A 20,104-nucleotide genomic window follows, 5' to 3' on the forward strand; every position below is an offset into this window, starting at 1 on the left:
CTTGCGTTTGTTTTTCCTAAAATTTTCCATTTATGGTTCGACCCTCACCGCGTCCGGCTTTTTCCCGCCCCTCCCCCGTCGCCTGCCCTCGATCGGCCCCTTGGCCCGATAAGGCTGCGACCTGACGATTTTCCCTGTAAAATCACGAGTTTTCGCAGTTCTCCCCTTCCGAGCATGGATATCGCCCCGGTTCTTCCCAGCACGGCCGACAAGAAGGCCAAATACAACGTCGACAAACTCAGCAAACGACTGCGCCATGCAGTCGGCGACGCCATCGACGACTTCGGCATGATCGAGCAGGGCGACCGGGTGATGGTCTGCCTGTCGGGCGGCAAGGACAGCTACACCATGCTCGACATCCTGCTCAATCTGCAAAAGAGCGCGCCGATCGATTTCGAGCTGATCGCCGTCAATCTCGATCAGAAGCAACCCGGCTTTCCCGAGCATGTGCTGCCGGAATACCTGACACAGCTCGGTGTGCCGTTCCGGATCGTCGAAGAGGACACCTACTCGATCGTCAAACGAGTGGTGCCCGAAGGAAAGACCACCTGTGGTCTGTGTTCGCGGCTGCGGCGCGGCATCCTCTATCGGGTTGCCGATGAGCTGGGCGCCACCAAGATCGCGCTGGGCCACCATCGCGACGACATTCTGGAGACGCTGTTCCTCAATATGTTCCACGGCGGCCGGCTCAAGGCGATGCCGCCCAAGCTGGTGTCGGACGATGGCCGCCATATGGTGATCCGCCCGTTGGCCTACTGCCGCGAGAAGGATATCGAGCGTTATAGCGAGATGCGCGAATTCCCGATCATCCCGTGCAATCTGTGCGGCTCGCAGGCCAATCTACAGCGCGAGATGGTAGGTCAGATGCTCAAGGAATGGGACCGCCGCTTCCCGGGCCGGCTGGAAACCATGTTCCGTTCCCTGCAAAACGTGGTGCCGTCGCATCTGGCCGATCCCAAGCGTTTCGACTTCAAGGGTCTCAAGACCCAGGACACTCCGTTTGAAGACGGCGATACCGCCTTCGACGAACCGGAGCTGCCGCAGGCCAGCGATCATCCACTGGCGCGGGTCAGCATTCTCGACAACCGCGACCGGTGCCACGACTGATGCGTTTCGGCCGCCGCAATAACCGCGCTCACGACGAGCCGGCCATCGATATCAGCGAGAAGGACGGCATTCGCTCGCTCCATCTCGGTTCCGAAGCCATCCAGAGCTCGATGCGGGTCAAGGATCCCTATGAGCTGGTGCTGAGCTATAGCCGCTGTATGTTTGCCTTCCTGCTGTTTCGCGACGAGCCGGGCAGTATGGTGGTGGTCGGACTGGGCGGCGGCTCGATTCCCAAATTTGTTCATCGCCATCTGCCGCAGACCCGGGTAGTGGCGGTCGAGCTGCTGCCGCAGATCGTCAGCGTGGCGCGCTCGATGTTCCAGTTGCCGCCCGATGATGAGCGGCTGCGGGTACTGGTGGACGATGGGGCGGCCTATATCGAATCGATGCCCGACCCGGTCGATATCATCATGCTCGACGCTTTCGGCCCGACCGGCATTGCACCGCCTCTGTCGACCGAGCGCTTTTTCGGCATCTGCCGCGACCGGCTGACCCAGGACGGCGTACTGCTGGTCAATCTATGGGGTTCCGACCCGCGCTTTCCGACCTATATCGAGCGGCTGTCGAACGTCTTCGACGGGCTGGTGCTGTGCCTGCCGGCGCGCCAGAAGGGCAATGTGGTCGCCATGGCCTTCAAACAGCCCTGCTTCAACCCGACCTGGGCCAAGCTAGACGAGCGGGCAACGGCGCTGGAAAAGCGCTATCCGCTGGAGTTCCGCGAGTTCGTTTCCGACCTGGCCAGGATGAATCTGCACAACGACAGACGGCTGCTGATCTAGGCTTCCGGCCCCGCTTTCCATCGCCGTGGCAATGTGAAAAAATCGAGACAATTTAACGAATTCCACGGTGATAACCATGCTCGACCGAGACGGCTATCGCCCCAACGTTGGCATCATCATCTGCAACGACAAGAATCAGGTGTTTTGGGGCAAGAGGGTTCGCGAGCATTCCTGGCAGTTTCCACAAGGGGGTATCAAGCAGGGCGAGACCCCGGAGCAGGCCATGTATCGCGAACTGATGGAGGAGGTCGGGCTAAGGCCGGAGCATGTGAAAATCCTCGGCCGCACGCGAGATTGGTTGCGTTATGACGTTCCGCTGCACTGGGTGCGGCGCGAATGGCGTGGCACTTATAAGGGACAAAAGCAGATCTGGTTCTTGCTGCGACTGGTCGGGCGCGACTGCGATGTCTGTCTGCGCGCGTCGGACCATCCCGAATTCGATGCCTGGCGCTGGAGCGACTATTGGTCGCCGCTCGATTCGGTGATCGAGTTCAAGCGCAATGTCTACCAACATGCGCTGTCGGAGCTGGCGCGTTTCCTAAAGCCATCGCCGCGCATGCTGTCGCGTGCCTACCACAATGGTCGTTGAGCGTCGCGGGCTCAATGGCTTGGCGCCGTCAATGCGCACTTTGGCAACTTGGGATGCGTTCGCAAACAAGGTAATATTGTTGCTATGCGACAACTATTACTTGTGACGGGCGGCGCCGGTTACATCGGCAGCCATACTTGCGTCGAGCTGCATCGAAACGACTACGACCTGGTCGTGATCGACAATTTCAGCAACAGCAAACCGGCCGTCCTTGAGCGTATCGGCAGAATCACCGGACGCCATCCGACCTGGTACGAAGCCGATCTACGCGACCGCGCCGCGCTCGACCGCATCTTTTCGCAATACCGCTTCGCCGGCGTACTCCATTGCGCCGGCGTTAAATCTATTGCCGAAGCCGAGCGCGATCCGCTCAAGTACTATCAGAACAACTTTGAAGCCAGCATGTGCCTGATCGAGGCCATGGCACACCATAATGTGCGGCGTCTGGTCTTCAGTTCCTCGGCCACCGTTTACGGCGAATCGGCCCGCGCGCCGTATCGCGAAGAAGCGCCGCTGGCGCCCAATACCGTCTACGGCCGCAGCAAGATGATGGTCGAGGAGGTGTTGCATGATCTGGTGCACGCCGACCCCTCCTGGCAGATTGCCATCCTGCGCTATTTCAATCCGGTCGGAGCCCATCCGTCCGGCCTGCTCGGTGAAGACCCCAACGGCATCCCGAATAATCTGATGCCTTATATCTGTCAGGTCGCCATCGGCAAGCTCAACGAACTCGCCATCTTCGGCCACGACTACCCCACCCCCGACGGCACCGGTGTGCGCGACTATCTGCATACGGTCGATCTGGCCCAGGGGCATGTCCGCGCCCTGCAACATCTATTCAGCAATCCAGGCCTCGCCACCTTCAATCTCGGTACCGGACGCGGCTATAGCGTGCTCGAAGTGGTCCGTGCCTTTGAGAGCGCCAGCGGCTGCAAGATTCCCTACCGCTTCGCACCACGCCGTCCTGGCGACATCGCCAATTACTTCGCCGATGTCACCCGCGCCGCCGAAGTGCTGGGCTGGCGTGCTCAACGCGGCCTGGCCGAGATGTGCGCCGACAGTTGGCGCTGGCAATCGCTCAACCCCGACGGCTACCGTTAGTCCCTCCCCTCGCAGCCCGGTTCCCGCCGGCCGCTGCGGTAATTCGACAGGAGACCGCCTTGATTCTCGTTACCGGCGGCGCCGGCTTTATCGGCGCCAATTTCGTGCTCGACTGGCTCAAACACCACGACGAGCCGGTCGTCAATCTGGACAAGCTCACCTATGCCGGCAACCGCGACAATCTCGCTGCCCTGGCAAACGATTCCCGCCACCATTTCGTCCAGGGCGATATCGGTGATACCGCGCTGATCGCCGAGCTGCTGACCACCCACCGTCCGCGCGCAGTGCTCAATTTCGCGGCCGAATCGCATGTCGACCGCTCGATCCATGGTCCGTCCGACTTTATCGAAACCAATATCGTCGGCACCTTCCGCCTGCTGGAAAGCGTGCGCCAATACTGGCTGGGCCTTGATGCTGCCGGGCGCGAGGCATTCCGTTTCCTGCATGTCTCGACCGATGAGGTCTATGGTTCGCTCGAACGCGAAGACGCCCCGTTCGCCGAAACCCACCCCTACCAGCCCAACAGCCCGTATTCCGCCTCCAAGGCCGCCTCCGACCATCTGGTCCGCGCCTGGCATCACACCTACGGCCTACCGGTGCTGACCACCAACTGCTCGAACAACTACGGCCCCTACCAGTTCCCGGAAAAGCTGATCCCGCTGATGATCGCCAATGCCTTGGCCGGCAAAGCGCTGCCGATCTATGGCGATGGCCAGAATGTGCGTGACTGGCTCTACGTCGGCGACCATTGCACGGCCATCCGCCGCGTGCTCGAAGCGGGCAGCCTCGGCGAGACCTATAACGTCGGCGGTTGGAACGAGAAGCCCAATATCGAGATCGTCCACACTATCTGCGCCCTGCTCGACGAGTTGCGGCCGCGGGCGGACGGCAAGTCCTACCGCGAACAGATCACCTTTGTCACCGACCGGCCCGGCCATGACCGCCGCTATGCCATCGACGCCCGCAAGATCGAGCGCGAACTGGGCTGGCGTCCGGCCGAGACCTTCGAGACCGGTATCCGCAAGACCATCGCCTGGTATCTGGCACATCAGGATTGGGTCGAGCGCGTCAGCAGCGGTGCCTACCGCGACTGGCTGGCCACCAACTACGCCCATCGGAGCTGAGCCATGAAGGGAATCATTCTCGCCGGCGGTTCCGGCACCCGGCTCTACCCCGCCACCCTGGCGGTGTCGAAGCAGCTATTGCCGGTCTACGACAAACCGATGGTCTATTACCCGCTGACCACGCTGATGCTGGCTGGCATCCGCGACATCCTGCTGATCTCGACACCACAGGATACGCCGCGCTTCGAGCAACTGCTGGGCGATGGCAGCCAGTGGGGCATCCGGCTCAGCTATAAGATCCAGCCCAGCCCCGATGGCCTTGCCCAGGCGTTTATCCTCGGCGAGGAATTTATCGGCGGCGACAGCGTGGCCCTGGTGCTTGGCGACAATATCTTCTACGGCCATGACTTCCAGCAATTGCTGACCAATGCCGCCGAGCGTCCCAATGGCGCCACAGTGTTCGCCTACGCGGTCAACGATCCGGAACGCTATGGCGTGGTCGAGTTCGACCAGCAGGGCCGTGCCATCAGTCTCGAAGAAAAGCCCAAGCAGCCCAAGTCGCGCTATGCCGTGACTGGCCTCTATTTCTACGATTCGCGCGTGGTCGAGGTGGCCAAGTCGATCAAGCCGTCCGACCGGGGCGAGCTGGAGATCACCGACGTCAACCGTCGTTATCTCGAATGGAACGATCTGTCGGTCGAGATCATGGGCCGTGGTTATGCCTGGCTCGATACCGGCACCCACGAGTCGATGCTCGAAGCCTCGCTGTTTATCCAGACGCTGGAAAAACGCCAGGGCCAGAAGATCGCCAGTCCCGAAGAGGTCGCCTTCCGCCAGGGCTATATCGATGCCGCCCAGTTGGAAAAGTTGGCCAAGCCGATGCTGAAGAACGCCTACGGTCAGTATCTGATGGGTCTGCTGTCCGATACCCGTCCGTTCCGCTGAGCGCTGTGCGGGTCGGCCTGCTCGTTCCCACCCTCAATGCCGGGCCGGCCTGGCACGACTGGCTGGCCGGCCTGGCCCGCCAGTCGCGCCAGCCTGACCGGGCGCTGGTGATCGATTCGGGCTCCGATGACGACACCGCTGCCCTGGCCCGGGCCGCCGGTCTGGAAGTCGAATCGATCGACCGCCGCGAATTCGACCATGGTGGCACCCGGCAGCGCGGCATCGACCGGCTGGCCGATTGCGCGGTAGTGGTATGCCTGACCCAGGATGCCATCCTGACCGATCCCACTTCGCTCGCGGCCCTGCTGAAGGTCTTCGACGATCCGGCCGTCGGCGCAGCCTGGGGCCGTCAGTTGCCCCACGCCGACGCGACACCCGTAGCGGCTCATGCGCGGGCATTCAACTATCCTGCCCAGTCACGCATAGTCAGTTACGACGACCGCCACCGCTACGGCATCAAAACTGCCTTCTGTTCCAATTCCTTCGCTGCCTGGCGCCGTGAGGCGCTCGACGCGGTAGGCGGTTTTCCCAGCGCGACCCTGCTGGCCGAGGACATGTTCGCCTGCGCCCGACTGCTCAAAGCCGGCTGGCGGGTAGCCTATGTGGCCGATGCAACGGTGCGTCATTCCCACAACTTCGGCTGGTTGGCCGAGTTCCGCCGCTATTTCGATACCGGCGCCACCCATGCCAGTGAAGACTGGCTGTTGCGGGAATTCGGCAACGCCGGCGGCGAAGGACTACGTTTTGCCCGCGCCGAACAGCACTTCCTGCGTCAGCATGGCTGGCGCTGGCGCTTGGTGGCCGTGCGACAGCTCACGGCCAAATGGGTCGGTTATAAACTCGGCCGCTTGGCACCGCGTCTGCCGACCGGACTATGCTGCCACCTGAGCAGCCAGCCGGCCTATTGGTTGCGGCGAAATGAGACGGCTCAGGCTGACAAGCAAAATAAATAAAATAAGAAAAATTACTGCAAGATATAGAGCCAACTTTTGTCAGAAATATATCTTTTCTGCCTATCCTTCTGACTCCTCTTCCTTACCACGCCACGACAGTGAGCCCGCCCTGACTCAGTCGGGTAAATTGCGTCAGAGCCCGCCAGAATCTCTTTACACCTGGCCTCCAATCCCACCACCCAGCAGGAAACATCAGCCACAAAACGGCCTAGCGCATTTCCACTGCAATCGGCGTCGCAGCAAGTTTGGTTGAGCGCTAGGAGCCGGTGCTTTGAGGGCCGGACCCACTGATCCCGCATTGACTGGAAATACGCTAATGCTCCGCCACTGCTGCGCTGACAGTTACCTAGGGCGGAGGCATCAGGTGGTCGGGAAGAAGGGTAATCCACCCTATGAACTTGATTCGCCTGGACGCCAGGTTGAAGACGAATTGGGGTCAGCCAGCATCAGGTGTCTGCCTTGCTGGATGATTTCTGCTATCGGACGGGATGGGCTGGCAGGAAAACGGGAGAAGAAAGGTTGATGCTGGGGAGAGGCAGGTGGGGATTAGCCGCAAAGGAAACTATTCAGACAAATCTTTGCAAGACTAATTGCGGAAGAAAAATAGAAATAATCCAACTCTGCAAAAACCTCTCCATCCTCTTCAATAAGCGCCTTTACGCCCCAGCACGACTCCGACGGTACGGAACAGGATGACCAGATCACGGCTGAAGCTCCAGTTGCGCACGTAATCGCTATCGAGCGCCACCCGATGCTCATAACTGGTGTCATTACGACCACTGACCTGCCACAGGCCGGTCATTCCGGGCCGCACGGCCAGATAGTCGGCCAGCTTGTCGCCGTAGCGCACCAGTTCGGCCTCGATCACCGGTCGCGGCCCGACCAGACTCATCTCGCCGCGCAGGACATTGAACAGTTGCGGCAGCTCGTCGATGCTGCTGCGCCGCAGGAAATCACCGAGCCGGGTCACACGCGGATCGTTCTTCAGCTTGAATTCACGCTCCCATTCGGCGCGCGCCTGCGGATCGGAAGCCAGCAGCTCGGCCAGACGGCGGTCGGCGTCAGGCACCATGGTGCGGAATTTGAAACAGCGGAACGGCCGGCCATCGCGCCCGACCCGCAAATGGCCATAAATGGCCGAGCCACCTTCGGCGCGCAACCGCCACATCAGCAGCAGCATGGGCAAGGCCAGCAACAGCAACAGCAGCGTGGCACCGATCAAATCGAACAGACGCTTGGCCAGACGTCCGAGCAGGGCCGAATCGCGGCGCGCCATCAGGCCAGCAGCCGACGCAGTTGATCGGGATCGAGCCGATCCAGATAGGCATGGCCGAGACTGCGCAGCAGGACAAAGCGAATATGGCCATCGACCACCTTCTTGTCCTGGGCCATCCATTCCAGCCACTGCTCAAACGGCAGTGCCGGCGGCTCGACCGGTAGCTTGGCGGCCTGCAGCAGACGCTCGAGCCGCGCCACATCGGCAACGGCCAGATGTCCCAGCAGTTGCGAAGCCCGCGCGGCCAGCATCATGCCAGCGGCCACCGCCTCGCCATGCAGCCAGACCCCGTAACCCATGCCGGCCTCGATCGCGTGGCCGAAGGTATGGCCGAGGTTGAGCAGGGCACGCTGGCCTTCTTCCCGCTCGTCAGCGGCCACGATACGGGCCTTGGCCAGGCAGCAGCGTTCGATGGCCTCTGCCAGTACGTCTGGCTGCTGCGCCATCAGGGCATCGATATGGGTTTCGAGCCAGGCGAGGAATGGGGCATCGTCGATCAGGCCGTATTTGATGACTTCGGCCATGCCGGCGGAGAACTCACGCTGCGGCAGCGTGCACAAGACATCGAGATCGGCCAGCACCAGCTTGGGCTGGTAGAAGGCGCCGATCATGTTCTTGCCTAGAGGATGGTTGATGGCGGTCTTGCCGCCGACCGAGGAATCGACCTGAGCGAGCAGCGTGGTCGGCACCTGGATAAACGGCACGCCGCGCTGGTAGACCGCTGCGGCAAAGCCGGTCATATCGCCGACCACCCCGCCGCCCAGGGCGATCAAGGTGGTCTTACGTTCGCAGCGCTCACGCAGCAGCACATCGAAGATCTGGTTGAGGCTGTCCCAGGTCTTGTATTGCTCGCCGTCGGGCAGGATCACCTCGACCACTGCAATCCCCTCGGCTTCAAGCGCAGCCTTGAAATCGGCCAGATAGAGCGCGGCGACCGTGGTATTGGTGACCACAGCGACCCGGGGCTGTGGCAGCAGCGAGCGGATCAGTCCGGTCTGCCGCAGCAGACCACGACCGATATGGATGGCGTAGGGCGCGTGGGCCAGATCGACGTTAACGAGAGGCATAGCGTTGGATCAGATCACGGTATATCTGTTGAGCCAGATGCTGGACACTCTGGCGGCTGGTATCGATCACCAGATCGGCGATCTCGCGGTAGAGGGGATCGCGCTGCTCGTAGAGTTCGGCCAGACGAGCACGCGGATCGGCGATCTGTAGCAGTGGCCGGTTGCGGTCCTGGCGGGTGCGCTGATACAGCTCATCGACCGAGGCACGCAGATACAGCACCAGACCATGCTCGGCCAATACCTTGCGGTTGTCAGGGTTCAATACCGCTCCACCACCGGTGGCCAGAACGATATCGGGGCGGCTGGCCAGATCGCGGATCACTTCGCATTCACGCTGACGAAAACCGGTTTCGCCTTCGATATCGAAAATGACCGGCACCCGAACCCCCGTCCGGGCTTCGATCTCATGATCGGAATCGTGGAATTCCTTGTCGGTCAGCCGCGCCAACGATCGACCGATGGTGGTTTTTCCGGCCCCCATCAGCCCCACTAGAAACAAATTGCCCGGCACTTTCATGCCGGGCATTGTAGCGGAGCCGGAAACTTAGCGCAGCGACAACGAATCGTCGAGGATGCGCGGCGTGATAAAGATCAGAATCTCACGCTTGGTTTCCTTCTTGGTGCGGGTCTTGAACAGATTGCCGACCACCGGAACGTTGCCAAGCAGCGGTACCTGGGTCTTGTCGTTGGTTTCTTCCATTTCGTAGATACCACCGAGCACCGCCGTATCGCCGTTGGGCACCAGCACCTTGGTTTCGATCGAACGGGTGTCCACCACGTTGCCAGGTTGCAGCGAGTCGTTGGTCACCTTGATCTCGAGGAACACACGGCGATCAGGCGTGATACGCGGCGTGACTTCGAGCATCAGCACAGCTTCCTTCTCTTCGCTGACGATACCGTCGGTGGTGACCCGGTTGACGTAGAACTTCTTACCTTGGCGGATCACGGCCTTCTGCTGGTCACCGGTAATCAGGCGCGGGCTCGACACGGTGCGGCCATTGCCTTCGGCTTCGAGTGCCTGTAGTTCCAGGCTCAGCAGGGCACCGACGCTACGGTTGAGCAGGGTGACACCGATACTGGCCGGCACGAAGGAGCCCAGACCGCTCGACGGCAGTTGCACGTTCTGGATCGTGGTGCCGCTATCGACACCATTGTGAATCACCGAGAACGAGTCGTTGACGCCGGAAGCGATACCGACCCGGGTCGAGTTGTCGATGGTGCGGTCGCCGCGCAGGCCGAGACGGGCGCCCAGGGTACGACCGAAGTCATCCTTGGCGATCACGATACGGCCTTCGATCATCACCTGCTTGGCCGGTGCATCGATACGGGCGATCAGATTACGGATCTCTTCGAGCTTCGAAGCGATCTCGCTCACGATCAGCGTATTGGTGCGCGGCTCGGCGATCACCGTACCGTTCTTGCTCAGGAAGGTGGTCGGGTTCTTATCGTCGCCACGGCTGGACAGCAGCATGGCCTTGATATCTTCGGCCTTCTGATAATTCAGCTGGAAGGTCTGGCTGCGCAGCGGCTCGATATCGGCGATGGCACGCTTGGCTTCGAGCGTCATCTTCTCGCGGGCGGCGATTTCGTCACGCGGAGCGACCCACAGCACATTGCCGTTCTCACGCTTGTCGAGGCCCTTGCTTTGCAGGATCAGGTCCATGGCCTGGTCCCACGGCACGTCCTTGAGGCGCAGGGTCAGATTGCCCGACACGGTGTCGCTGGTGATGATGTTCTTGCCGGTGAATTCGGCAATCACCTGCAATACGGTACGGACTTCGATGTTCTGGAAGTTGAACGACAGCTTCTCGCCCTTATAGGTCGGCTTGTCGAGCTCAGCCAGCTTCTTGGCCTGCTCGTCGATATTCTTGACCTCGACGATAAAGCGGTTTTCGGTCTGATAGGCCGAGTATTCCCAGGTACCCTTGGGCTCGATCACCATCTTGACGGTTTCGCCCTGGGTATAGGTGTCGATGCTCTGCACCGGGGTGGCGAAATCGACCACATCCATACGGCGCTCGAATTGACGCGGCAGCGAGGTCTTGCTGAACTCGACCACCAGGTTCTTGCCCTGTTGCCGCACATCGATACCGACGTTGGGGTTGGACAGATCGACCATCACGCGGCCTTCACCACCCTTGCCACGGCGGAAATCGATGTCTTTGATCGATTCGCGCTGGGTATTGGTAGCGGAGAACACGGCGGTGGCACTGCTGACCGGCTGGCCGGTGGGCGCCTGGTTCAGCGTCACCATCAGCTTATTGCCGCTGATCCGGGTCTCGTAGACCACCGATTTGATCAGGCTGAATACCACCCGGGTCCGACCGTTGGACTCGGCGATATTGACGCCCTTGAGGTTGCCACCGCTGACCGGCACGCTGGTCTTGCCCGAATCATTGGCAGTATTGACGAAATCGAAGGCAATGCGCGGCGGGGCGTTGACGACAAAGCTTGCCGGCACCTGCGCAGGGTTCTTCATAACGATGGTGATTTCCTGCCGGTCGGCAGAGTCATTTCTGACCTCGATGGACTTGATCGCATTGGGGTCCTGCGCCAAAGCCGCACCGGCCGCCATTACCAAGCAGGCAAGCTTCAGCCAGTTGAGCATGCGTTGCTTCATCATCATCATTTTTGTTGCTCCGTTTCGTCAAGCGACAGTACGCTTGTCCTTTCCGCCCAATCGCCACCGCTGTCTTCGACGATTTCTTTGAGGGTGATTTCGCTTTCGGTGATTTTAGTCACCATGCCGAAGTTCTGGCCCATATAACTGCCGACTTTGATCCGGTACAGATTGGCATCGGGAGTACGAACCAGCGCATTGAGTTCCTTGCCACGCTGGATCGTCCCGACCATCCGCAATTTCTCGAGGTCGTAGGCTTCAAGGGTTTCCTTGGGCCGATTCCGGTCGGGTTGCAGCCCTCCCTTGTCGCCGGCTCTGGCTACCTTCATCTTGATCCGGTTAAACGGATCGACCAGATCGTAGGCGTTGTAGACCAGCGGCTCGTAAGGCTTGACCTCAGGCAATGGCTCGATCTTGCCCCGCATATTCTGGGTGCTCTCGTTCATCCACGCCTTCAGGTCGCCGAACTCTTCTCCGGCACAACCGGAAAGAAGGCTCGCGAGCAAACCTATCGTCAGATATCTATTCATCGCTTCATATCCGAATCGTTACGAGCCTTACTGCGGCTTCTTCTGCGATTTTCTGGCCTGGACCGATTCTTCGGGGTCCAAGGCACGGTACGTCTTAGCCACCGCCATCATGGTCAAGGGACTGGAGGTCGCCTTGGGGTCGGCATTCGGCGGCATCGACAGTTGCATATCGGTCAGGGTGACGATGCGAGACAGCTGGGCAACATCGCTGGCGAATGCCGCCAGGTCGTGGTAGGTGCCGATAATGCGCAAAGTAACTGGCCGCTCGGCGAACTCTGGCGTCTTGCGTTCGTTGACATCAGGCCGGAACAGCTCGAACTGCAGACCACGGCCCACACCGGATTGGTTGATCTCGGTGATCAGGGTTTCCATCTCGGCCTTGGTCGGCAGTTGTTTCAGCAGCGCACCGAAGGATTGCTGGATTTCATAAAGCTGCTGCTTATAGGCCTCCAGATTGACCGCTTTCTGTTTCTTGTCCAGGAAGGCCTCTTTGAGTTGCCCTTCCTTGACCCGGCCCTGCTCGAGCTCTTCGCGCTTGGCATCGAGCAAGAGGAAATAGCCGAGCACGATGACCAGCACGATGATCACGAACAAGACCACCAACTGAACGACGGCCGGCCAATTACCAATGTCCTTGGGGTCCAGCCGACGCAGTTCATCCATCGTCATACTCATTGACTGCCTCGCATTTCGTCATCAATTCGGCTTGGGCTGGCCGTCTTTCTTCTTGCCCTTGTCCTGCTCGGGATCTTCACGCGTCACCTTGACCGTCAGGCGGAACTCGTTGAGGCGCTGACCGCCCACGGTTGCTGCCTGAATCTCGATCAGAACGGGTTGCTCGAAGATGGGCGAGTCGTTGAGGCTGCGCATCAAGGTGGAGACCCGGGCACTCGATTGTGCATAACCGATCATTTCGATCTGATCGTTGGTCTGCTTCAGATCACGCAGGTAGATGCCTTCAGGTGTCTGCCGCACCAACTGATCGAGAATCTGCACCGCCTCGGACCGGGTGGACTGGAGCTGTTCGACCACTTTCTTGCGGTCGAGCATGGCCTGTCTTTCCTTCTTCAGCGTCTCGATCTCCGCGATCTGCTTGTCGAGCCTGGCGTTCTCTTCTTCCAGGAAGGCGTTACGCTCTTCCTGGGTGGCGATCTGCGCACTCAGGAAGGTAAAGCCCGCACCGACCACGGCCGCGCCGATGCCGAGAGACAAGGCCGCCAACGCGCCGAAACGGCGTGCACGCGCCTTGCGCTTCTGCTCGCGGTGGGGTAACAGGTTGATGCGGATCATGGATCGAACCTCCGCAGCGCCAGTCCGCAGGCAATCAGCAGCGACGGCGCGTCGAGCAGCAGTTGACGCGTCTTAATCCGACTCGACTGCGTCATATTGAGAAAAGGATTGGCGATCATCGTGCTGACCTGGGTACGGCTGGCAACGACTTCGTCCAGCCCCTGGATCACGCTGCAACCACCCGCCAGCAGGATATGGTCGACCGAGTTGTACTGGGTCGAGGTAAAGAAGAACTGCAAGGCACGGGAAATTTCCAGCGCCAGTGAATCCATGAACGGCTGCAGCACTTCAGGTTCGTAGTTGTCCGGCAGACCGCCGTTGCGCTTGGCAGCTTCGGCCTCTTCTGCGGACAGACTGAACTTTCGTTGGATATCTTGGGTCAACTGGTTGCCGCCGAACGCCTGTTCGCGCGAATACACTTGCTGACCGTCACGCAACACGTTGATATGCATCATCGCCGCGCCGATATCCACCACCGCCACCGTCTGCCCTGCCCCATGGCTGGGCAACTGACGTTCGATCAGTTCGAAGGCAGCTTGGGTGGCGAAGGATTCGACATCCATGACCAGGGCCTTGAGCCCCGCCGCTTCGACCGCGGCGACCCGGTCTTCCACCTTTTCCTTGCGCGATGCAGCGATCAACACCTCGACTTCGTCGGGGGTGGCCGGCGACTGGCCGAGCACCTGGAAGTCCAGGTTGACCTCGTCGAGCGCAAAGGGGATGTACTGGTTCGCCTCGGTCTCGACCTGCATCTCCAGCTCATGGTCGGACTGACCGGCAGGGACGGTGATCTTTTTGGTGATCACGGCAGCAGCGGGCAGCGCCAGGGCGGCGTTCTTGACCCGCGTCCCCATCAGGCGCCATGCCCGCTTGACGGCCTCTCCCACCACATCTAGATTCGCGATGTTGCCATCGGTCACAGCGTCCTTCGGCAACGGCTCGATGACGTATCTTTCTACCGTCAATCCCTTGCCTGCCTCGGACAGCTCGACCATCTTGACCGCCGAAGTGCTGATATCGACCCCGATCAGGGGTGGCGCCTTCGGTTTCAGGAAATCGAGGCTCAACTTGAATTTCCTTTAAAAATTAGGTTTGTAGGAGACTTTTCTACGAAGTTGCACTAGATGCTAACAGCCTGCCATGTGAGTGTAAAGCCGATTTATGCATTTATACTAAAATCTGGCTGACCCTACAATGCAAACTTTCTAGTTCCCCCCTCGAAAGCTCCCATACCTATGATTAAACGCTGGTTCTTGACGGCCATCGGCATCCTGGTCGCCCTTGTGGTAGCGGCCGCTGGCGCCTTCGCGATTGCCGTCGCAGTCACCTACCCGCGCCTGCCTTCGCTCGACATCCTGACCGACTATCGACCCAAGATTCCGCTGCGCGTCTATACCGCTGACGGCGTCCAGATCGGTGAGTTCGGCGAAGAACGCCGCGCCTTCGCGCCCATCGCCCAGGTGCCGCAGCCGATGAAACAGGCCATTCTGGCCGCCGAAGATGAACGCTTCTATGAACACGGCGGCATCGACTACATCGGGGTGATCCGCGCCTCGCTGTTCAACCTGGTGCCAGGCCATCCCCAGTCAGGCGCCAGCACTATCACCATGCAGGTGGCACGTAACTTCTTTCTGAGCAGCGAAAAAACCTACAGTCGCAAATTCAACGAAGCGCTGCTGGCGTTCAAGATCGAGCACAACTTGTCCAAGGACCAGATTCTGGAGCTGTACCTCAACCAGATCTACCTCGGGCAACGCGCCTATGGCTTCGCTTCTGCCGCTCAGACCTACTTCGGCAAACCTCTCAATCAACTTAGCATTGCCGAGATGGCAATGCTGGCCGGATTACCAAAAGCGCCCTCGCTCTACAACCCGGTCGTCAACCTCAAGCGCGCCACCCAACGCCAGCACTATGTATTGAAGCGGATGCACGAGCTCGGCTTTATCACTGAAACGCAGTACCAGAGCGCCCTGACCGAGCAATTGCAGGTCAAGCGCAGCGTCGAGACCTCGTCCGGCCATGCCGACTATGTTGCCGAAATGGTACGGCAGGCGATGCTCGACAAATACAAGGAAGCCGCCTACACCCAGGGCTTCAAGGTCTATACCACCCTGGTATCCAGCCATCAGGAAGCCGCCTACCAGGCCGCCCGCGATGGCGTGCTCGACTACGACCGCCGCCACGGCTATCGCGGCCCCGAAGCCTATGTCGATCTGAACCCCGGCAGCGGCAACCCAGAAGAATGGCTGGAAGACCGCATGGCCGAGCTGCGCGATGCAGCCGGCCTCACGCCTGCCGTGGTCCTGGTTGCCTCGCCCAAGCGGGTGCGGGTGTTTATCAAGGGTGGCAAGGCGGTCGATATCGAAGGGGCCGGACTCAAGTTCGCCGCCCGTGCCCTGAGCGAAAAACTGCCGCCCAATGCCCGCATCCGTCCAGGCGCGGTGGTTCGGGTACAAGTCATGGAAAAAGGTGGCTGGCAGATCGTGCAGCTACCGCAGGTAGAAGTCGCCTTTGTCTCGCTCGACCCGAGCAACGGGGCCATCCGCTCGCTGGTGGGCGGTTTTGACTTCAACCGCAACCACTTCAATCACGTCACCCAGGCCTGGCGTCAGCCGGGCTCCAGCTTCAAGCCGTTTATCTATTCGGCCGGCCTGGAGCGCGGCTTCACACCGGCTACGCTGATCAACGACGCCCCCCTGGTGGTCGATCCGGCCCAGGTCGGCGGCCAGCGTTGGGAACCCAAGAACTTCGACGGCAGCTTCTCGGGCATGATGTCGATGCGCAATGCGCTGACCAAGTCGAAGAACCTGGTATCGATCCGCGTCCTGCAAGCGATCACTCCGCAGTATGCCCAGACCCATATCGCCAAGTTCGGCTTCGATGCCAAGCAGCATCCTGCCTATCTGACCATGGCCTTGGGCGCAGGCAGCGTCACACCGCTGCAACTGGCCGAGGGCTACGCGGTATTCGCCAATCAGGGCTATCGCGTGCGCTCCTATTTTATAGACCGCATCGAAGACAACCAGGGCAACGTGGTAGCCCGCACCCAGCCTGAAGTGGCAGGTCAAACTGCCCAACGGACGCTCGACCCGCGCAACGCCTTTATCATGACCAGCATGATGCGCGACGTGACCCGCTTCGGTACCGCCGCTCGTGCCGCCGTACTCGGCCGCAACGACCTGGCCGGCAAGACCGGCACCACCAGCGAATCGCACGATGCCTGGTTTGCCGGCTATCAACCCAATCTGGTCGCTGTCGCCTGGCTCGGCTTTGACCAGCCACGCTCGCTCGGGGGTTCGGAAACCGGCGGTCAGGCTTCATTGCCGATCTGGATCGACTATATGAGTAAGGCGCTCAAGGGCGTGCCCGAAGTGCCCTATCCGACACCCAACGGGGTGATCGTGCAGGCCATCGAGACCGAACGCGGCACCGTCAACGAGTATTTCTATGCCGAGTTCCCGCAGACCAATCCCGAACTCGGTCTGGACAATAGCTCCAACGGCGCCACCAATATCGACGACGAAGCCAAGGACCAGCTCTTCTAACCATGCACAGGGACCGCAACGCCAAAGGCACGCGCGAGCATATCGCCCATCTCGCCGCGCGCCTGATGGCCCAGGACCATATCGACGACTTTGCGCTGGCCAAGCGCAAAGCCGCCCACCAGCTCGGGCTGCCCCAGGGGAAAAATCTGCCCACCAACCAGGAGGTGGAGGCGGCGTTGCGGGAATACCGAGGTATTTATCAGCCGGAACATGACAATGCGCTAAATGCATTACGCCAAAAAGCACTGGTTGTCATGAAACGTTTCCAGGAGTTTCGCCCCTACCTGACCGGTTCGGTATTGAGCGGCCTGGCCGGGCCGCATTCCGATATCAACCTGGTGGTGTATACCGATAACCCCAAGTCGATCGAGATTTTCTGCCTGAACCAGGGCATCGCCTTTCGCAGCGACCTGCGGCGGGGCGATGATGACTATCCGACCCTGACGTTTGTGGCCGACGAAACCGTGGTCAGACTATCGGTGCGGCCGATCAAGGAAGAACGGCAATCGGCCCGGGCTCAGGGGCAGCAGATGCCCGAACGGGCCCGGCTGGCCCAGGTCCAGGCTCTGCTCGATGCCACGCCAACGGTAGAGTAGGCCATCCGTCGCGGGGCGCGGCACTGGCCGATGGTGCGGACTAAAATCCAGCCATGAAAAGCACCCAGCCTCCGTTGATGACCGATGCGCTACCGCTGCGCATCGAAACCGCAGAGCTAGCCGGCGCCGAGCAATTGCTGGTGACGACAAGAGCGGAAATCGTCCAGCTGCTACAGCAACTGTGCCAGCGGCGCGATCTGGTCAGTCTCTATCTGGACCATACCGACCATTTCGCGCTGACGCTCCCCTTAGTGGTCGACGAGGATCAGCTGGTACTAGACATGCCAAGCGGCGAGCTGCGCCATGCGGTATTCCAGGCATCGCAGCTCCAATGTACGGCCGCCCCCCAACAGATCAAGTTGCAGTTCTCCTGCGCCCATCCACGCCAGATCGACTGGGATGGCCGACCTGCCCTGGCCGTCGATCTGCCGAGCCAGATCCTGCGCCTGCAACGGCGCGAAACCTACCGCCTGACGGTCCCGCTCGGTCAGCCGCTATCGTGCTATCTGCCAAGCGGCCACGGCGACACGGTCGAAGTCTCGCTGGTCGATATCAGCATCGGCGGCATCGGCATTCTGGGCTGCGTGCCAGGATTGTCGCTGGCGCCCGGCACCCACTACCACGGCATCCATATCGAACTGCCCGACAGCGGCACGGTGGTGGCCGATATCGAAATCCGCACCAGCTTTGACCTGACCCTCAGAAACGGCATCAAGACTGTGCGCACCGGCGCCCGCTTCCTCCATCTGCCAACGACCACCGAAGCGCAGATTCAACGCTATATCACTCATGTCGAGCGTGAGCGGCTGGCACGTGAGCACGGAATAGAATAGACCAATTATTTTATTTTCTGTTTTTATTCCACATGATGTCTTGCGATGGATTTACCTGTTTATTTAATTTTCAGCTCTCTTTGCACCATGACCTCGATCAGCCTCAGCTTGGCCCGCCGATCGAGCTTCTTGATGGCCGCTTCGCGCCGCAGTGCTGACGAGCGGTCACTACAGTCTTCCCAATACACCAGCGTCACCGGCAATCTGGCCCGGGTATAGCGACTGGCCTGACCGGCGCGATGGCGGGCCAGCCTTTGCTGTAGACGGTTGGTCATGCCGGTGTAGAGCGTGCCATCGGCACAGCAGAGCAGATACACGCCCCAGTTGGGTTCAGAACACGCCATAACACAGTCCTGCTGCCAGGGTCAGCCCGAGTTCGGCGCAGCGGGCCAAACCGTCGGCATCGGGTTCGCCGCGTACGATGACCGGCTCAGCCACTTTCTGTAAGGGATAGCCACGAACGATCCGCTCGATGGCCATGACGGCACCGCTACCATCATTTCCCGCGCTGACGAACAGTCCATAAGGTCGACCGGCCACCCGGCCCTGGGCTGGATAGTAAGTACGATCGAAGAAGTTTTTCAGCGCGCCCGACATATAGCCAAAGTTTTCCGGGGTGCCGAACAGCACGCCGTCGGCCCATAGCAGATCATCCAGCCCGGCCTCGAGCGCACGGATGAGCCGCAGCTCGGGTGGCGGGTCGAGCGACAGGGCTCCCGCCACGGCTGCGCCCGCCAGCCGGGCAGTGTGGCCAGTCTGACTGCTGAAGATGATCAAGAGCCTGGCCATGGCCTCCTCCTGCTTTGCCTTGTTAAAAAGGAAAATTATCGGCAATCCATTCTCAAGATGTCATACGGAATTTATTAATAAATGAAAGATTTCGCCGATCAGGAAATATTCTCTGCATAGAGTGCCGCCAAGCGGGGCCAGTCGGTCGGTACAACGAAACCTCGACTGCGCTCACTGCCACTGGCTCTATCGTATTCCCCAAGCAGCAGGGGTCTGGCACCGCCAATTAGCTGCTGACCCAGCGCTTGGCGCACTTCGGTTTCACTAAGCAGTTCACCGCCCTGACGCGGGGCCATCCAGTCGCGCCGTGCCAGGATGCGCCAGCCGCTATCTGTGCCATGCTGCGGCCATTCCTCATCAAAGCGGCGCCACCAGCCGTAGAGCGGATCGTTGAGTGGGGGAGCACGCAGAAACAGCCGGCCGCGCAACCAGGCAAGCGCCTGTGTTGTGACACCCAGTGCAGCCAGGGCCGCCTGTCCGGCAGCCGTGTCGGCCAGTGGTAGTTGATGGCCGAACAACCGGGCTTCTTTACGGGCCCAGTTATCGCGTAAACCAGGGCCGACCCAGGCGATGTGGCCAACGCTCGTCTCCACCCCAAGATAAAACTTCACGGTCAGTTCGATATGCCAACAGCCGCCATCGGGGCGTTCCAGCACAAAGTCGAATTCGCCGATACTGCGTCCCTGTTCGCGTATCGGGTGCTGGCAGAGCAGCAGCCGATGAGCCGGCAGCCGCCGCAAGCCATCGCCGAACAGCGCTTCGGCGTAATGGCCAAGCCGGTTGGAAGCCGGCCAGCCAGGTGGGGTGTAGGGCATCGGGCTCAGACGGATGCCTTGCCACCATTCCTGCCCCAGTTGCGGAGAAGGGAGATAGCGACGGTATTCGTCCCGGCTGACCGGCAGCGTTGGCCCGGTCAATAACCAGGCCAAGTCGCGCAAGGTCTCGTCTTCGAGCGTCAGCCAGTCGGGGAGTGACGCGGGTTCGGCATACAATCGCTGCATCTTTTTGCGGGAGTTCTCG

At 60.4% G+C, this 20,104-nt stretch carries 21 protein-coding genes; 10 read left to right on the forward strand and 11 right to left on the reverse strand.

Annotated elements, in window-relative coordinates; genetic code table 11:
- Positions 1–174 precede the first annotated feature (174 nt).
- From ttcA to ACFOW7_RS12690, 7 genes are all read left to right on the forward strand, one after another.
- Positions 175–1,107, forward strand: a complete 933-nt coding sequence (gene ttcA, locus ACFOW7_RS12660) for a tRNA 2-thiocytidine(32) synthetase TtcA (protein ID WP_378164762.1) — start codon at positions 175–177, stop codon at positions 1,105–1,107.
- Positions 1,107–1,886, forward strand: coding sequence for a polyamine aminopropyltransferase (locus ACFOW7_RS12665; RefSeq protein WP_378164764.1), 780 nt, complete (start codon positions 1,107–1,109; stop codon positions 1,884–1,886). Before ttcA ends, ACFOW7_RS12665 begins: the two co-directional genes overlap by 1 nt.
- A gap of 76 nt (positions 1,887–1,962) precedes the next feature.
- On the forward strand, positions 1,963–2,475 hold the full coding sequence (locus ACFOW7_RS12670; protein ID WP_378164766.1) for an RNA pyrophosphohydrolase: 513 nt from the start codon (positions 1,963–1,965) through the stop codon (positions 2,473–2,475).
- 84 nt (positions 2,476–2,559) lie between these two features.
- The gene (gene galE / locus ACFOW7_RS12675; RefSeq protein WP_378164768.1) at positions 2,560–3,576 is read left to right on the forward strand and encodes a UDP-glucose 4-epimerase GalE; all 1,017 of its coding nucleotides are present in this window, start codon (positions 2,560–2,562) and stop codon (positions 3,574–3,576) included.
- 59 nt (positions 3,577–3,635) lie between these two features.
- Positions 3,636–4,700, forward strand: coding sequence for a dTDP-glucose 4,6-dehydratase (rfbB, locus tag ACFOW7_RS12680; protein WP_378164770.1), 1,065 nt, complete (start codon positions 3,636–3,638; stop codon positions 4,698–4,700).
- A 3-nt stretch (positions 4,701–4,703) separates the two neighbouring features.
- On the forward strand, positions 4,704–5,585 hold the full coding sequence (gene rfbA / locus ACFOW7_RS12685; RefSeq protein ID WP_378164772.1) for a glucose-1-phosphate thymidylyltransferase RfbA: 882 nt from the start codon (positions 4,704–4,706) through the stop codon (positions 5,583–5,585).
- Positions 5,586–5,590: 5 nt separating this feature from the next.
- Positions 5,591–6,538, forward strand: a complete 948-nt coding sequence (locus ACFOW7_RS12690; protein WP_378164776.1) for a glycosyltransferase — start codon at positions 5,591–5,593, stop codon at positions 6,536–6,538.
- Between the two features lie 643 nt (positions 6,539–7,181).
- On the opposite strand, the gene ACFOW7_RS12695 is transcribed toward ACFOW7_RS12690, so the two are convergent.
- The 8 genes from ACFOW7_RS12695 to ACFOW7_RS12730 are packed head-to-tail and all read right to left on the reverse strand — an operon-like array spanning position 7,182 to position 14,388.
- On the reverse strand, positions 7,182–7,814 hold the full coding sequence (locus ACFOW7_RS12695; protein WP_378164779.1) for a sugar transferase: 633 nt from the start codon (positions 7,812–7,814) through the stop codon (positions 7,182–7,184).
- Positions 7,814–8,881: a 3-dehydroquinate synthase gene (aroB, locus tag ACFOW7_RS12700; protein WP_378164782.1), complete on the reverse strand. Its 1,068-nt coding sequence runs from the start codon at positions 8,879–8,881 to the stop codon at positions 7,814–7,816. The genes ACFOW7_RS12695 and aroB overlap by 1 nt, the downstream gene beginning before the upstream one ends.
- Positions 8,868–9,407 carry a shikimate kinase AroK gene (aroK, locus tag ACFOW7_RS12705; protein ID WP_378164784.1) on the reverse strand — a complete coding sequence of 180 codons (540 nt, stop codon included), beginning with the start codon at positions 9,405–9,407 and terminating at the stop codon, positions 8,868–8,870. The genes aroB and aroK overlap by 14 nt, the downstream gene beginning before the upstream one ends.
- Before the next feature lie 18 nt (positions 9,408–9,425).
- Positions 9,426–11,510, reverse strand: a complete 2,085-nt coding sequence (gene pilQ, locus ACFOW7_RS12710; RefSeq protein ID WP_378164786.1) for a type IV pilus secretin PilQ — start codon at positions 11,508–11,510, stop codon at positions 9,426–9,428.
- Positions 11,507–12,031 (reverse strand): pilus assembly protein PilP, encoded by a 525-nt coding sequence (locus tag ACFOW7_RS12715; RefSeq protein ID WP_378164788.1) that lies wholly within the window; start codon positions 12,029–12,031, stop codon positions 11,507–11,509. The genes pilQ and ACFOW7_RS12715 overlap by 4 nt, the downstream gene beginning before the upstream one ends.
- A gap of 27 nt (positions 12,032–12,058) precedes the next feature.
- Entirely contained in the window at positions 12,059–12,694 is a 636-nt protein-coding gene (gene pilO / locus ACFOW7_RS12720) for a type IV pilus inner membrane component PilO (RefSeq protein ID WP_378164790.1), read from the reverse strand.
- A gap of 33 nt (positions 12,695–12,727) precedes the next feature.
- Positions 12,728–13,321, reverse strand: coding sequence for a PilN domain-containing protein (locus tag ACFOW7_RS12725; RefSeq protein WP_378164792.1), 594 nt, complete (start codon positions 13,319–13,321; stop codon positions 12,728–12,730).
- On the reverse strand, positions 13,318–14,388 hold the full coding sequence (locus ACFOW7_RS12730; RefSeq protein WP_378164808.1) for a pilus assembly protein PilM: 1,071 nt from the start codon (positions 14,386–14,388) through the stop codon (positions 13,318–13,320). Before ACFOW7_RS12730 ends, ACFOW7_RS12725 begins: the two co-directional genes overlap by 4 nt.
- A 168-nt stretch (positions 14,389–14,556) precedes the next feature.
- Here ACFOW7_RS12730 and ACFOW7_RS12735 point away from each other — a divergent pair, with 168 nt between their 5' ends.
- The 3 genes from ACFOW7_RS12735 to ACFOW7_RS12745 are packed head-to-tail and all read left to right on the forward strand — an operon-like array spanning position 14,557 to position 18,295.
- Positions 14,557–16,866 (forward strand): penicillin-binding protein 1A, encoded by a 2,310-nt coding sequence (locus tag ACFOW7_RS12735; protein WP_378164810.1) that lies wholly within the window; start codon positions 14,557–14,559, stop codon positions 16,864–16,866.
- 2 nt (positions 16,867–16,868) lie between these two features.
- Positions 16,869–17,462 (forward strand): nucleotidyltransferase domain-containing protein, encoded by a 594-nt coding sequence (locus ACFOW7_RS12740; protein ID WP_378164812.1) that lies wholly within the window; start codon positions 16,869–16,871, stop codon positions 17,460–17,462.
- Between the two features lie 53 nt (positions 17,463–17,515).
- Positions 17,516–18,295, forward strand: a complete 780-nt coding sequence (locus ACFOW7_RS12745) for a flagellar brake protein (protein ID WP_378164814.1) — start codon at positions 17,516–17,518, stop codon at positions 18,293–18,295.
- Positions 18,296–18,354: 59 nt separating this feature from the next.
- Here ACFOW7_RS12745 and ACFOW7_RS12750 read toward each other — a convergent pair whose 3' ends face one another.
- From ACFOW7_RS12750 to ACFOW7_RS12760, 3 genes are all read right to left on the reverse strand, one after another.
- Positions 18,355–18,639, reverse strand: a complete 285-nt coding sequence (locus tag ACFOW7_RS12750) for a GIY-YIG nuclease family protein (RefSeq protein WP_378164816.1) — start codon at positions 18,637–18,639, stop codon at positions 18,355–18,357.
- Positions 18,626–19,084 (reverse strand): flavodoxin family protein, encoded by a 459-nt coding sequence (locus ACFOW7_RS12755; RefSeq protein WP_378164818.1) that lies wholly within the window; start codon positions 19,082–19,084, stop codon positions 18,626–18,628. The genes ACFOW7_RS12750 and ACFOW7_RS12755 overlap by 14 nt, the downstream gene beginning before the upstream one ends.
- 98 nt (positions 19,085–19,182) lie before the next feature.
- Entirely contained in the window at positions 19,183–20,085 is a 903-nt protein-coding gene (locus ACFOW7_RS12760) for a DUF1853 family protein (protein ID WP_378164820.1), read from the reverse strand.
- Positions 20,086–20,104 lie beyond the last annotated feature (19 nt).

This window comes from Chitinimonas lacunae (assembly GCF_042650885.1).
GTDB classification, from domain to species: domain Bacteria; phylum Pseudomonadota; class Gammaproteobacteria; order Burkholderiales; family Chitinimonadaceae; genus Chitinimonas_A; species Chitinimonas_A lacunae.

What these genes read in the sequence shown, in the direction of transcription:
- ttcA (WP_378164762.1), top strand. Translation starts at nt 175, where the DNA reads ATGGATATCGCCCCGGTTCTTCCCAGCACGGCCGACAAGAAGGCCAAA.
- ACFOW7_RS12665 (WP_378164764.1), top strand. Translation starts at nt 1,107, where the DNA reads ATGCGTTTCGGCCGCCGCAATAACCGCGCTCACGACGAGCCGGCCATC.
- ACFOW7_RS12670 (WP_378164766.1), top strand. Translation starts at nt 1,963, where the DNA reads ATGCTCGACCGAGACGGCTATCGCCCCAACGTTGGCATCATCATCTGC.
- galE (WP_378164768.1), top strand. Translation starts at nt 2,560, where the DNA reads ATGCGACAACTATTACTTGTGACGGGCGGCGCCGGTTACATCGGCAGC.
- rfbA (WP_378164772.1), top strand. Translation starts at nt 4,704, where the DNA reads ATGAAGGGAATCATTCTCGCCGGCGGTTCCGGCACCCGGCTCTACCCC.
- ACFOW7_RS12695 (WP_378164779.1), bottom strand. Translation starts at nt 7,814, where the DNA reads ATGGCGCGCCGCGATTCGGCCCTGCTCGGACGTCTGGCCAAGCGTCTG.
- aroB (WP_378164782.1), bottom strand. Translation starts at nt 8,881, where the DNA reads ATGCCTCTCGTTAACGTCGATCTGGCCCACGCGCCCTACGCCATCCAT.
- aroK (WP_378164784.1), bottom strand. Translation starts at nt 9,407, where the DNA reads ATGCCCGGCATGAAAGTGCCGGGCAATTTGTTTCTAGTGGGGCTGATG.
- pilQ (WP_378164786.1), bottom strand. Translation starts at nt 11,510, where the DNA reads ATGATGATGATGAAGCAACGCATGCTCAACTGGCTGAAGCTTGCCTGC.
- ACFOW7_RS12715 (WP_378164788.1), bottom strand. Translation starts at nt 12,031, where the DNA reads ATGAATAGATATCTGACGATAGGTTTGCTCGCGAGCCTTCTTTCCGGT.
- pilO (WP_378164790.1), bottom strand. Translation starts at nt 12,694, where the DNA reads ATGGATGAACTGCGTCGGCTGGACCCCAAGGACATTGGTAATTGGCCG.
- ACFOW7_RS12725 (WP_378164792.1), bottom strand. Translation starts at nt 13,321, where the DNA reads ATGATCCGCATCAACCTGTTACCCCACCGCGAGCAGAAGCGCAAGGCG.
- ACFOW7_RS12735 (WP_378164810.1), top strand. Translation starts at nt 14,557, where the DNA reads ATGATTAAACGCTGGTTCTTGACGGCCATCGGCATCCTGGTCGCCCTT.
- ACFOW7_RS12740 (WP_378164812.1), top strand. Translation starts at nt 16,869, where the DNA reads ATGCACAGGGACCGCAACGCCAAAGGCACGCGCGAGCATATCGCCCAT.
- ACFOW7_RS12745 (WP_378164814.1), top strand. Translation starts at nt 17,516, where the DNA reads ATGAAAAGCACCCAGCCTCCGTTGATGACCGATGCGCTACCGCTGCGC.
- ACFOW7_RS12750 (WP_378164816.1), bottom strand. Translation starts at nt 18,639, where the DNA reads ATGGCGTGTTCTGAACCCAACTGGGGCGTGTATCTGCTCTGCTGTGCC.
- ACFOW7_RS12755 (WP_378164818.1), bottom strand. Translation starts at nt 19,084, where the DNA reads ATGGCCAGGCTCTTGATCATCTTCAGCAGTCAGACTGGCCACACTGCC.
- ACFOW7_RS12760 (WP_378164820.1), bottom strand. Translation starts at nt 20,085, where the DNA reads ATGCAGCGATTGTATGCCGAACCCGCGTCACTCCCCGACTGGCTGACG.